This is a genomic window from Sphingomonas sp. A2-49, from assembly GCF_025548555.1.
GTDB lineage: Bacteria > Pseudomonadota > Alphaproteobacteria > Sphingomonadales > Sphingomonadaceae > Sphingomonas.
The window spans coordinates 36,190-47,977 of record NZ_JAJLPA010000028.1 but is presented as its reverse complement, the minus strand read 5'-3'; the positions used below and the strand labels follow the sequence as shown (position 1 = coordinate 47,977).

At 69.4% G+C, this 11,788-nt stretch carries 13 protein-coding genes; 2 read left to right on the top strand and 11 right to left on the bottom strand.

What is annotated here, in order from left to right:
- Positions 1–27: 27 nt before the first annotated feature.
- The 5 genes from queA to LPN01_RS16915 all read right to left on the bottom strand — a co-directional run bounded on the left by queA (position 28) and on the right by LPN01_RS16915 (position 3,569).
- The gene (gene queA, locus LPN01_RS16935; RefSeq protein WP_262829598.1) at positions 28–1,053 is read right to left on the bottom strand and encodes a tRNA preQ1(34) S-adenosylmethionine ribosyltransferase-isomerase QueA; all 1,026 of its coding nucleotides are present in this window, start codon (positions 1,051–1,053) and stop codon (positions 28–30) included.
- Between the two features lie 24 nt (positions 1,054–1,077).
- Positions 1,078–1,803, bottom strand: coding sequence for a peptidylprolyl isomerase (locus tag LPN01_RS16930; RefSeq protein ID WP_262829597.1), 726 nt, complete (start codon positions 1,801–1,803; stop codon positions 1,078–1,080).
- Between the two features lie 110 nt (positions 1,804–1,913).
- Positions 1,914–2,420, bottom strand: coding sequence for a pantetheine-phosphate adenylyltransferase (coaD, locus tag LPN01_RS16925; protein ID WP_262829596.1), 507 nt, complete (start codon positions 2,418–2,420; stop codon positions 1,914–1,916).
- A gap of 14 nt (positions 2,421–2,434) precedes the next feature.
- Positions 2,435–3,301, bottom strand: coding sequence for a polyprenyl synthetase family protein (locus tag LPN01_RS16920; protein WP_262829600.1), 867 nt, complete (start codon positions 3,299–3,301; stop codon positions 2,435–2,437).
- Between the two features lie 28 nt (positions 3,302–3,329).
- Complete coding sequence (locus tag LPN01_RS16915; RefSeq protein WP_262829595.1) at positions 3,330–3,569, bottom strand: exodeoxyribonuclease VII small subunit; 240 nt, start codon at positions 3,567–3,569, stop codon at positions 3,330–3,332.
- 95 nt (positions 3,570–3,664) lie between these two features.
- Here LPN01_RS16915 and LPN01_RS16910 point away from each other — a divergent pair, with 95 nt between their 5' ends.
- Positions 3,665–5,023 carry an NAD-dependent succinate-semialdehyde dehydrogenase gene (locus LPN01_RS16910; protein ID WP_262829594.1) on the top strand — a complete coding sequence of 453 codons (1,359 nt, stop codon included), beginning with the start codon at positions 3,665–3,667 and terminating at the stop codon, positions 5,021–5,023.
- A gap of 7 nt (positions 5,024–5,030) precedes the next feature.
- Here LPN01_RS16910 and LPN01_RS16905 read toward each other — a convergent pair whose 3' ends face one another.
- The 5 genes from LPN01_RS16905 to LPN01_RS16885 all read right to left on the bottom strand — a co-directional run bounded on the left by LPN01_RS16905 (position 5,031) and on the right by LPN01_RS16885 (position 10,198).
- Positions 5,031–5,225 carry a hypothetical protein gene (locus LPN01_RS16905; protein ID WP_262829593.1) on the bottom strand — a complete coding sequence of 65 codons (195 nt, stop codon included), beginning with the start codon at positions 5,223–5,225 and terminating at the stop codon, positions 5,031–5,033.
- Positions 5,226–5,290: 65 nt separating this feature from the next.
- Positions 5,291–6,973, bottom strand: coding sequence for a sensor domain-containing diguanylate cyclase (locus LPN01_RS16900; protein WP_262829592.1), 1,683 nt, complete (start codon positions 6,971–6,973; stop codon positions 5,291–5,293).
- Between the two features lie 69 nt (positions 6,974–7,042).
- Positions 7,043–7,480, bottom strand: a complete 438-nt coding sequence (locus LPN01_RS16895; protein WP_262829591.1) for a hypothetical protein — start codon at positions 7,478–7,480, stop codon at positions 7,043–7,045.
- Positions 7,481–7,541: 61 nt separating this feature from the next.
- Positions 7,542–9,857 (bottom strand): ATP-dependent Clp protease ATP-binding subunit ClpA, encoded by a 2,316-nt coding sequence (clpA, locus tag LPN01_RS16890; RefSeq protein WP_262829590.1) that lies wholly within the window; start codon positions 9,855–9,857, stop codon positions 7,542–7,544.
- Between the two features lie 146 nt (positions 9,858–10,003).
- A complete protein-coding gene (locus LPN01_RS16885) occupies positions 10,004–10,198 on the bottom strand; it encodes a DUF1192 domain-containing protein (protein WP_262829589.1) in 195 nt (64 codons plus the stop codon).
- 73 nt (positions 10,199–10,271) lie between these two features.
- On the opposite strand from LPN01_RS16885, the gene LPN01_RS16880 reads away from it, so the two are divergent.
- Positions 10,272–11,270 carry an NAD(P)H-quinone oxidoreductase gene (locus LPN01_RS16880; RefSeq protein ID WP_262829588.1) on the top strand — a complete coding sequence of 333 codons (999 nt, stop codon included), beginning with the start codon at positions 10,272–10,274 and terminating at the stop codon, positions 11,268–11,270.
- Positions 11,271–11,340: 70 nt separating this feature from the next.
- On the opposite strand, the gene LPN01_RS16875 is transcribed toward LPN01_RS16880, so the two are convergent.
- Positions 11,341–11,601: a hypothetical protein gene (locus tag LPN01_RS16875; protein ID WP_262829587.1), complete on the bottom strand. Its 261-nt coding sequence runs from the start codon at positions 11,599–11,601 to the stop codon at positions 11,341–11,343.
- Positions 11,602–11,788: the final 187 nt, after the last annotated feature.

Genomic DNA, 11,788 nt, shown 5'->3' with positions numbered 1-11,788 from the left:
GTCGCCTTGCCGCCGCCCGTGGGATCCCTACGGCAGCAGCAGCGACGCGTCCCCGTAGGAATAGAAGCGATAGCCGGACGCGATCGCATGCGCATAGGCCGCCTGCATCCGCTCCCGCCCCATCAGCGCCGATACCAGCATGAACAGCGTCGATCTGGGCAGGTGGAAGTTGGTCAGCAGCCCGTCGATCCCGGCGAACGTATAGCCCGGCGTGATGAAGATCGCGGTGTCGCCGGCGAAGGAGCGGATGACGCGGTCGCTGCCGGTGGCGCTTTCGATCAGGCGGAGCGAGGTGGTGCCGACCGCGATCACCCGGCCGCCGCCGGCCCGCACCGCGTTGAGGCGGTCGGCGGTGGCGGCGTCGATGCGGCCCCATTCGGCGTGCATGCGATGATCGACCGTATCGTCCGCCTTCACCGGCAGGAAGGTGCCCGCACCGACGTGCAGCGTCAGCGTCTCGTGCGTCACCCCGGCCGCGTCCAGCGCGGCGATCAGCGCCGGCGTGAAGTGCAGCGCCGCGGTCGGCGCCGCGACCGCGCCGGGTTCGGCGGCGAACATCGTCTGGTAATCGTCGGCATCCTGCGCATCGGTGGCGCGTCTGGCGGCGATATAGGGCGGCAACGGCATGCGCCCGGCGCGTTCGAGCAGCAGTTCGACCGGTTCGTCGCCGGCGAAGTCGAGCGCCAGGCTGCCGTCCTCCTGACGCGCGGAGGCGGTGGCACTTACCCCCTGGCCGAAATCGATCGTATCGCCCTCGCGCACGCGCCGCGCATTGCGGAGGAAGGCGCGCCAGCGTCGCGGTCCCTCGCGCTTGTGCAGCGTCGCGCCGATGCTGGCATCGCCCCGGTGACCCTCCAGCCGCGCCGGGATGACGCGCGTGTCGTTGAAGACGAGGCAATCGCCGGCGCGCAGCTGGCCGGGCAGGTCGCGCACGATCCGGTCGCGCGTCTCTGCCCCGTCAAGGACGAGCAGCCGTGCGGCATCGCGCGGCACCGCCGGGCGCAGCGCGATCCGCTCCGGCGGCAGCTCGAAGTCGAAAAGGTCGACCTTCACCGTCCGGTCCTCAATGCCCGATCGTCACTGCCCGGCGCGCGGCGCCCCGGCGGCGGGCTTGCCCGCGCGCTTCGGTGCGGCGGTGCCGGCCGGGCGCGGCGTGCCGCTGCCGGGCAGCGTGACCGGCGCGCCGAGCGTCACCGGTGCCGGCGCGGCGGCGGGCGTGTAGGGCGGCGGGCCGTCGGCGGCGATATAGGCGCGAAGGATCTTGGTGGGATCCGTCGGCGGCTCGCCCCGCTCGATCGCATCGACATATTGCATGCCGTCGATGACGCGCCCGAACACGGTATATTTCTTGTCGAGCGCCAGGCGCGGCTGGAAGACGATGAAGAACTGGCTGTTCGCGCTGTTCTCCGCATCCGCGCGCGCCGCGGAGACGGCGCCCCGGACGTGCGGCAGGTAGTTGAACTCGGCATCGACGTTGGGCAGCGTCGATCCTCCGGTGCCGTCGCCCTTCGGGTCGCCGCCCTGCGCCATGAACCCGTCGATGACCCGATGGAAGGCGAGGCCGTTGTAGAATCCCTGACGGGTCAGCGTCTTCACCCGCTCGACCATCTTGGGCGCGACGTCGGGGCGCAGCCAGATCGTCACCCGCCCGCCGTCGGACAGGTCGAGCAGCCACAGGTTCGCCTTGTCGGTGACGAGCGGCGGGGTGGCGCGCCCGGCGACCTGCTCGGGCAGCGTCTGCGCGAGCACGGGCATGGCTATCAGGCAGAGGATGAATGCGAACAGACGGGCGAACGGACGCATGGAATTCCCAATTCTCGTGATTCCGGGCGGCTTAGAGCAAATCGCGACTTGCACCAAACTGAACATGGCGTCGCCGCCGCACGCCGTGCGACGGGCGTCCGCGGCGACGGTCAGCTGCCCTTGCGGCCCATAACCTCGACGCGCGCGACCACCTCTGTGCAGACGGCGGGGGTGACGAACTTGCCGATCGGGCCGCCGAACAGCGCGATTTCCTTGACCAGCCGGCTGGCGATCGGCTGCAACGCCACGTCGGCCATAAGGAACACCGTCTCGACGCGCGGATTGATCTGCTGGTTCATCCCCGCCATCTGATATTCATATTCGAAATCGGCGACGGCCCGCAGGCCGCGGATGATGACCCGCGCGCCTTCGCGCTCGGCGAAGTCCATCAGCAGCGAATCGAAGTCGACGACGTCGATCGCCCCCGCCAGTCCCTCCACCTCGCGGCGGACGATCGCCATCCGCTCGTCGAGCGTGAACATCGGCGATTTCGACGGATTGGTGGTCACGCCGATCACCAGCCGGTCGACCAGCTTCGCGCCGCGGCGGATGATGTCCATGTGACCCAGCGTGATCGGGTCGAAGGTGCCGGGATAGACGCCGATCCGTTCGCTCATGACGCCTGTTTCCTTCAGCGGTCGCGTTCGACGACGTAGCGCGCGACGTCGCGCAGCACGTCGGCCTCGGTGCCGTAGCCGTGCAGGTGCTGCACCGCCTGGTCGACGAGCATGCGGCACTGGTCGCGCGCGCGATCGATACCGAGCAGCGACAGGAACGTCTCCTTGCCCGCGCCGACGTCCTTGCGCAGCTTCTTGCCGGCAATCGCCTCGTCGCCCTCCGCATCGAGCAGATCGTCGGCGATCTGGAAGGCGAGGCCGAGATCGTGGGCATAGCCGCGCAGCGACCGCCGCCCCTCCGGCGCCACGCGGCCGAGGATCGCCCCCATTTCGACCGAGACGCCGATCAGCGCGCCGGTCTTCATCTGTTGCAGGCGGGTGACGGTGGCGAGGTCGAACGTCATGCGTTCGGCGACCAGGTCCATCATCTGTCCGCCCGCCATGCCCGACGGGCCGGAGGCGCGGGCCAGTTCCATCACCAGCTCGGCGCGGACGAAGGGATCGGGATGCGTCGCGGGATCGGCGAGGATCTCGAACGCCAGCGCGTGCAGGCAATCGCCGGCGAGGATCGCGGTCGCCTCGTCGAACGCCTTGTGGACGGTCGGCTTGCCGCGGCGCAGGTCGTCGTCGTCCATCGCCGGCAGGTCGTCGTGGATCAGCGAATAGACGTGGATCGCCTCGACCGCGGTCGCGACGTCGCCCGAACAGTCGCGCGACACGCCGAACAGGTCGGCGGTGGCACAGAGCAACAGCGGCCGCAGCCGCTTGCCCCCGCCGATCGCGGCATGGCGCATCGCGCGGTACAGATCGGCGCGCGGATCGTCGGGAACGGCGAGCAGCCGGTCGAACCGCGCGTCGATGTCCGTCGACACCGTCGTCATGGCGTCGCCCAGCGTCGCGTGCACCGGCTCAGCCCGCGGCAAAGGGGGTGGTGCCGGCGGCCTTGCCATCGGCGTCGAGCCGGATCGCTTCGATCCGCGCCTGCGCGGCGTCGAGCCGTTCGGCGCAGCGCTGGCGCAGGCGATCGCCGCGTTCGTAGAGCTGGATCGATTCGTCCAGCGTCGCCGCGCCGCTTTCCAGCCGGCCGACGATGCGTTCCAGGTCCTTGAGGGCGTCTTCGAACGACAGGGTCTCGATCGGCGTATCCATGCGCGATCCTATGCGACAGGGGCGGGGCGGGCGCAAGGATCGGCGGGTGCGGCGTCGCCGGGGACACCCGACGCATGGCGTGCGTTCAGCCATCCATGTTCACCAGCATCGATCCCGCGACCGGCACCGTCGGCGCCAGCATCCCCGAACTCACCGCCGCGGAGGTGGAGGACAGGCTCGCCCGCGCCACGAGCGCCTATGCCGCGTGGCGGGTCACCTCGCTCGACGCGCGGACCGCGTTGCTCGAACGCATCGCCGAACAGTTCGACGCGCATGCGGAGGAGCTGGCCGCGACGGCCACGCGCGAGATGGGCAAGACGCTGGCCTCCGCCCGGGCCGAGGTGGCGAAATGCGCCGCGGCCTTCCGCCAATACGCGCAGAACGGTGCGGCGATGCTGGCGCCGACGCGATTCGACACGCCGTCCGGCCCGGCGACCGCGCACTGGATGCCGCTGGGACCGGTGCTGGCGGTCATGCCGTGGAACTTCCCGTTCTGGCAGGTGGTGCGCTTCGCCGCGCCGACGATCCTCGCCGGCAACGTCGGGCTATTGAAGCACGCCTCGCTGACGCAGGGGTGCGGGACGGCGATCGAGCGGATGATCGTCGCGGCGGGCGCGCCGGCGGGCCTGTTCCAGAACCTCGCGATCCGGTCCGACCGGATCGATGCGCTGATCGCGGATCCGCGGATCGTCGCGGTGACGCTGACGGGCAGCGAGGGCGCGGGGATCGCGGTGGCCGAGGCCGCGGGTCGCCAACTCAAGAAGGTGGTGCTGGAACTCCGCGGATCGGACCCGTTCGTCGTCATGCCCTCCGCCGACCTCGACGAGGCGGTGCGGCAGGCGGTGACCGCGCGCATCCAGAACAGCGGGCAGTCGTGCATCTGCGCCAAGCGGATGATCGTCCATGCCGACATCTACGACGCATTCCTCGATCGGTTCTGCACGGCGATGCGCGCGGTGAAGGCCGGCGACCCGACCGACCCCGCGACCGACATGGGACCGCTGTCCAGCGAGGAGCAGCGGTGCACGACGCTGGCGCAGATCGACGCGATCCGGGCGGCGGGCGGCAGGCTGTTGTTCGGTGGCGAGGCGCTGCCGGGGAGGGGCGCGTTCATGTCGGCGGGCGTGCTGGTCGATGTGCCGATCGACCATCCCGCGGCGCGCGAAGAGCTGTTCGGGCCGGTCGCGATGGTGTTCCGGGCGGCCGACATCGACGCGGCGATCGCGCTCGCCAACGACGTGCCGTTCGGACTGGGATCGTCGGTGTGGACCAACGCGCCCGACGAGCGCGTGCGGTTCGAACGGGATATCGAGGCGGGGATGATCGCGGTGAACGCGATGCTTGCGTCGACGCCGGAGGCGCCGTTCGGCGGGATCAAGCGGTCCGGTCACGGGCGCGAACTCGGCCCCTATGGTCTCCACGAATTCATGAACCTGAAGACCGTGCTCGGCTGACGGTCGATCAGGTGCGGCGTGCGGTCCAGGTGTAGAGGATCGAGACGCCGACGAGGCCGAGATCGATCGCCGCCTGCACCCGATGCGGGCGGGGATCGCCGATATCGTGCGTGAGCAGGCGGATGTCGGGCGAGGGATGCCGCGCCGCGACGATGCCGAGGGCAGCGAGCGCCGCGATGGCGAGTTTGCGACGGTCCGTCATGCGCTTCCTCCCGAAGCGGCTCTTGTAGCAGATGCGCCTCGCCGCTGCCAGTCCCGGTACGGCGGTCAGGCGGCGTGGGCGAGGTCGGCGGCGTTGCGCACCCGGTCTCGTCCCGCCGCCTTGGCCGCGAACAGCGCGCGGTCGGCGCAGCGATACAGCGCCTTCCAGTCGGTTTCGCGGGTCAGCGGGCCGATGCAGGTGCCGATGCTGGCGGTAACGGTGAGGTCGAACGGCATCCGCTCCATGCGCAGCCGGTCGAGGACGAGGCGCGCGTCGATCGGCGCGTCGGCCCGCGCGAGCAGGGCGAATTCCTCGCCGCCGATCCGCGCCACCAGCACATCGGGTCGCGCCGCGGCGCGCAGCGCACGGGCGATCACGCGCAGCACCTCGTCGCCGCCGTCGTGACCGATGGTTTCGTTGATCGTCTTGAAATGGTCGATGTCGACGAGGATCAGCTGATGGTCCTCCGCGCGTCCGATCGTGCCGTCGAGGAAGGCGCGGCGATTGAGCAATCCGGTCAGCGGGTCGGTCGCGGCGAGCAGCCGTGCGGCGATCTCCTGCTCGCGCGCCGCGTCGCGTTCGAGGCTGAGCAGCCGGATGCGATAGGCGACGCCCAGCGACGACAGCGCCGCCTCGAGCGCCATCGCGAGCAGGGTGGAATTGTCGATCCACATCTGCCAGCCGATGAAATTCAGGGCGGCGAGCACGCGGACGCTGGCGAGCGCCACCGGCGCGCCCCAGGCGAGCGCGAAGACCCAGAGGTAGTTGCTGCGCCGCAGCCAGGCGCGGACCAGCACCGGCACCAGCAGCGTCAGCACCGCGATATAGGCGAGCGTGCTCGCGGTATCCGTCACCGCGGCGAAGCGCGGCGCCAGCAGGCCGTATGCGCCGGTGGTGGACAGCAGCAGGAGCAGGACGGCGGTGCTGTACGGCCGCAGCCAGCCGTCGAACACGCGCCGCTCGAGGAAGGCGCGCGCGAAGACGATCGCAGCGGCGGCGGCCCAGGCGAGCAGCACGTAGTTGAGCCGCTGGCGGTAATTGTTGTCGATCGCGGTCACCTGGCCCAGCAGCCCCGACGAGGTGGAGGCATAGGCGAGCAGGCACACGACCATCAGGCAATAGGCAGGCTGGAACGCCTGGCGCAGCGCCGCCCACAGCGCGAGATTGTAGACGAGCAGCGCGAGGCACATGCCGGCGAAGGCGGCATAGAGTGCCGCCATCGTCAGCTCGGCACGAGCGGCGCTGTGGCTGTCGGTCAGCGTCGGGCTGACGAGGATGCCGCGCCGGTTGATCGCGCCTTCGATATGCCACAGCAGGCGGACCGGACGCGCGTCGTGCGCAGGCGGCGCGAGCTGCAGGATGGCGCCGAGGCGCAGGTAGCGACCGGCGTCCGCGCTCGAAAAGCCGGTGCTGCGGATCGCGCCGTCGGCGTAGAGGACGTACAGCGTCAGGCGATCCTGCCACAGGCTCGCCTGGCGGACGCGGGTGTCGGTGCCGATGCCGCGCGGCAACGGGTGCGACAGGATCCAATAGTCTCCGGCGCCGAAATCGGTCTGACGGGTCGCGCAGTCGAACCGGTGCGGATCCGCGAACAGCGCGGCGGGCGATGGCTGCGGCCCCGGCGGCGCGCGCAGGATGCACGTCGCGATGCCGACGTCCGGCGCGGCGGCAGCGGGGGACGCGCCGATCCACGCCAGCATCAGCAGCAACAGGGCAACACCGTGCCTGATCGGGAGCCGGATGGGCATGACGTCCGGGATAGCGGTGCCTTTGCAAAGCTTTGGTAAATGACGCGGAAACAATGACGGCCGGCGCGGTCACCCCGTCGATGGGCCATCGTGGAGGTCGAGCACGACGATGCCGGCGGCGGTGACGTGGAGCCGCAGTGTCACCGCGGGGCAGAGCGCAACGTCCCTACACCCGTCAGCGCCCGGTGCCCCGTCGACGATCAGCTGGATCATCCCTCGCACCAGCGCCGCCGCGAATCGCCGCTCGGCGGACGGGTCGGTCGCCGCGATCGAGCGGCGCAACCGGTCGCAGGCGCCGACGGCGCGAGCCGTCCAGCACAGCGGCGTCGCCGGGCTGGTGGCGGGCGATCCCTGGAACGGGTCGCAGGCGGATGGCGCGCCGTCGACGCGGGCGAGGTGCCAGCCACCGAGGCGAAGCGCCATCGCGTTGCTGCCCACCAGCCGCCCGGCCGCGATGTCGGCAAGCGCGTCGGCAGTGCGATGCGGGAAAGGCGCGGGCGGGTCCACGCGCCGCGATTATCACGGTAACGGACCGAACCCGTGACGGTTCGGTCCGTTTCGGATCGGCTTACTTGGCGTCGACCGGTTCGGCCTTGCCCTTCTTGCGCGGCTTCTTGGGAGCGGCGCCCTCGATCGCGAAGGACAGCGCGCCGTCCTTCATCCGCACCGTCACCTCGCCGCCGTGAACGAGCTTGCCGAACAGCAGTTCCTCGGCAAGCGGCTGCTTGATCTTTTCCTGGATCAGGCGGCCCATCGGACGCGCGCCGTACAGCTTGTCATAGCCCTTTTCGGTCAGCCACGCCTTGGCGGCATCGTCCAGGTTGATGTGGACGTTGCGATCGGCGAGCTGGAGTTCGAGCTGGAGGATGAACTTGTCCACCACCCGCGCGACCACCTCGGTCGGCAGGTATCCGAACGGCACGATCGCATCGAGCCGGTTGCGGAATTCCGGCGTGAACATCTTCTGCACCGCCTGCTCGTCCTCGCCCTCGCGGGTCAGGTTGCCGAAGCCGACCGTCTCGCGCGCCATGTCAGACGCACCGGCATTGGTCGTCATGATGAGGATGACGTTGCGGAAGTCGACCGACTTGCCGTGCTGGTCGGTCAGGCGACCGTTGTCCATGACCTGCAACAGGATGTTGAACAGGTCGGGATGCGCCTTTTCGATCTCGTCGAGCAACAGCACGCAATGCGGGTTCTGGTCGACCGCATCGGTCAGCAGGCCGCCCTGGTCGAAGCCGACGTAGCCCGGGGGCGCACCGATCAGCCGGCTGACCGAATGCCGCTCCATATATTCGCTCATGTCGAAGCGCTGGAGCGGGATGCCCAGGATCGACGACAATTGCTTGGCGACCTCGGTCTTGCCGACGCCGGTGGGGCCGGTGAACAGGTAGTTGCCGATCGGCTTTTCGGGTTCGCGCAGGCCCGCACGCGCCAGCTTGATCGCCGAGGCGAGCTTCTCGATCGCGCTGTTCTGGCCGAACACGACACGCTTCAGGTCGGTCTCCAGGCTTTCCAGCGCGGCCTTGTCGTCGGTGCTGACCGACTTCGGCGGGATGCGCGCCATCGTCGCGATCACCTGTTCGATCTCCTTGGCGGTGATCGTCTTCTTGCGCTTGTTGGCGGGCACCAGCATCTGCATCGCGCCGACCTCGTCGATCACGTCGATCGCCTTATCGGGCAGCTTGCGGTCGTTGATGTAGCGCGCGCTGAGCTCCACCGCCGACTTGATCGCGTCGGGGGTGTATTTGACGTTGTGATGGTCCTCGAATGCCGAGCGCAGCCCGGCGAGGATCTTGATCGTATCCTCGATCGTCGGTTCGTTGACGTCGATCTTCTGGAACCGGCGCAGCAGCGCGCGATCCTTTTCGAAATGGTTGCGGAATTCCTTGTAGGTGGTCGATCCGATGCAGCGGATCGTGCCGCCCGACAGCGCCGGCTTTAACAGGTTCGACGCGTCCATCGCGCCCCCCGACGTGGCGCCGGCGCCGATCACGGTATGAATCTCGTCGATGAACAGCACCGCGTGCGGCAGTTTTTCGAGTTCGTTGACGACCGCCTTCAGCCGCTCCTCGAAATCGCCGCGATAGCGCGTGCCGGCGAGCAGCGAGCCCATGTCGAGGCTGTAGATCACCGCCTCCTTCAGCACGTCGGGCACCTCGCCCTCGACGATCTTGCGCGCCAGCCCCTCGGCGATCGCGGTCTTGCCGACGCCGGGATCGCCGACGTAGAGCGGATTGTTCTTCGACCGGCGGCACAGGATCTGGATCGTGCGATCCACCTCCGGCCCGCGCCCGATCAGCGGATCGACCTTGCCGATCTTCGCCTTCTCGTTGAGGTCGACGGTGAATTGCTTGAGTGCGCTTTCCGTCTTGCCCTTCTCCTGTCCCTTCGCGGGCTTTTCCTCCTCGGCGCCCTTGGGCGTCGCGGATTCGGCGGCGCCGCTGCCCTTGCCGACGCCGTGGCTGATGAAGCTGACGGCGTCGAGGCGGCTCATGTCCTGCTGTTGCAGGAAGTAGACGGCATAGCTTTCGCGCTCGCTGAACAGTGCGACGAGCACGTTGGCGCCCGTCACCTCGTCTCGGCCCGACGACTGGACGTGCAGGATCGCGCGCTGCACCACGCGCTGGAACCCGCTGGTCGGCGACGGATCGGTCGCGGCGTCGACCTTCAGCGCGTCGAGTTCGGTGTCGAGATAGTGCGCGACCGTGGTCTTCAGCTCGCCGAGGTCGACGTGACACGCCTCCATGACCTTGGCGGCATGTTCGTCGCCGATCAGCGCGAGCAGCAGATGTTCGAGCGTCGCATATTCGTGCCGACGCGATGACGCGGCCTCGAGCGCCTTGTGCAGCGTGGTCTCGAGCGCGGGGGCGAAGGATGGCATTCAGATCACTCCAGTCGGGCCACGGTGGAACCAAGGACATGGCGCCGGACCCTTTTCGACAATGTCGGTATCCTGACGGCCCGCATCAAGCTCTTGACGTCGCCCCGGCGGTATCGGGCAGGAAGCCCATCCGGCGCGCGCCGCGGTCATCGCCGGAACAACGCGTCGGCGCTGGCGCGGTGGCTGACCGCGCGGGCCATGGCACTGCGGCTGCGGGCGATCTCGCCCTCCAGCGCCGCGATCCGGGCGTCGAGCTCCGCGACCGACAGCGGATCGAGATCCTGCCGCAGCAGCTCGGTCAGTGCGTCGTCGGGACGCGACGGGGCGTCGTCCAGTTCCATCGCCGCTTAACGTTGACCCCCGCCCGCACGATGTCAATAAGGCGCGGACGGCGAACGACGGGAAGCGTGGCGGATGAACGAATTGCCCCTTACGATGCAGGCGATCGATCCCGAGGCGCCGGGCGGCCCCGACGTGCTGAGGCTGGTCGAGCGGCCGGTGCCGCGCCCGGGGTCGGGCGAGGTGCTGATCCGCGTCGTCGCCGCGGGGGTCAACCGGCCCGACGTGCTGCAGCGCAAGGGCGGCTATCCGCCGCCGCCGGGTGCGCCGTCGATCCCCGGACTGGAGATCGCGGGCACGATCGTCGCCGTGGGCGAGGGCGTCGACGCGGTCCAGATCGGCCAGCCGGTCTGCGCGTTGCTCGCCGGCGGCGGCTATGCCCAATATGCCGTGGCGCCCGCCGGCCAATGCCTGCCGGTGCCCGACGGGCTCGAGATGGTCGCGGCGGCGGCGATCCCCGAAACGCTGTTTACCGTATGGACCAATTTGTTCGAGCGCGCCTTCGCCACCGAGGGCGACAGCGTGCTGCTGCATGGCGGCACCAGCGGCATCGGCACGATGGCGATCGCGCTGGCCAACCTGTTCGGGCTGACGATCATCGTCACCGCGGGCTCCGACGCGAAATGCGCCAAGGCGCTGGACCTCGGCGCCGACCACGCGATCAACTACCGGACCGAGGATTTCGTCGAGCGCGTGCGCGCGATCACCGGGGGCAAGGGGGTGACCGCGGTCATCGACATGGTCGGCGGCGATTACGTGCCGCGCAACCTCGCCTGCCTGGCGGACGACGGTCGCCACGTATCGATCGCGGTGCAGGGCGGCGCGCAGGCGACCGTGCCGCTGTTCGAAATCATGCGCCGCCGCCTGACACTGACGGGATCGACGCTGCGCGCGCGCGACACCGCGTTCAAGACGCTGGTCGCCGACGAGATCGCGCGCACGGTGTGGCCGCACGTCGAGGCGGGGCGGCTGCGCCCGGTGATCGATCAGCTGTTCCCGCTCGGCGAGGCCGCCGCGGCGCACGCACGCATGGAAGAGGGCGACCACGTCGGCAAGATCGTGCTGACGATGTGATGCCGCCCGGACGCGACGAAGGCCCCGCCACCGGTGTGACGGGGGCCTCGCCTGTGTCCGTCGGGACGGATCAGTTGCTGTCCGAATTGTCCCCGCCGGTGGCGACCAGCACGCCGACGACCAGCGCGGCGAGGATGCCGATGCTGATGAGCGTCGTGCCCGGCACGGCCGCGCCGAGCTTGCTGCCATGCGCGCTCGGCGCGGCGGCGCGGGCGACCGACAGCTTGGCGGCGGGGTTCGCGGCGGGTGCGGGGGCCGCCTGGGCGGCGACCGGGGCGGCGAGGATCGCTGCGCCGGCGAATGCGACGAGCGCGCGCTTCAGGATGGTCATGGTGTAAACTCCCTTGGATCGTATCGAATTGTGGTGGCGCGCGAACGGCTTGGCCCGCGAGGCAGGCGGCATAGTCCGGTTTTGTGACATTCTCGTCAACGTGACGCGGTCAAAAGCCTGGGCGGGTTGCCCTTCGGCAACACGCGCAGTACATCCACGCTATGACACGGCCGCTCCGGTAAGGGGC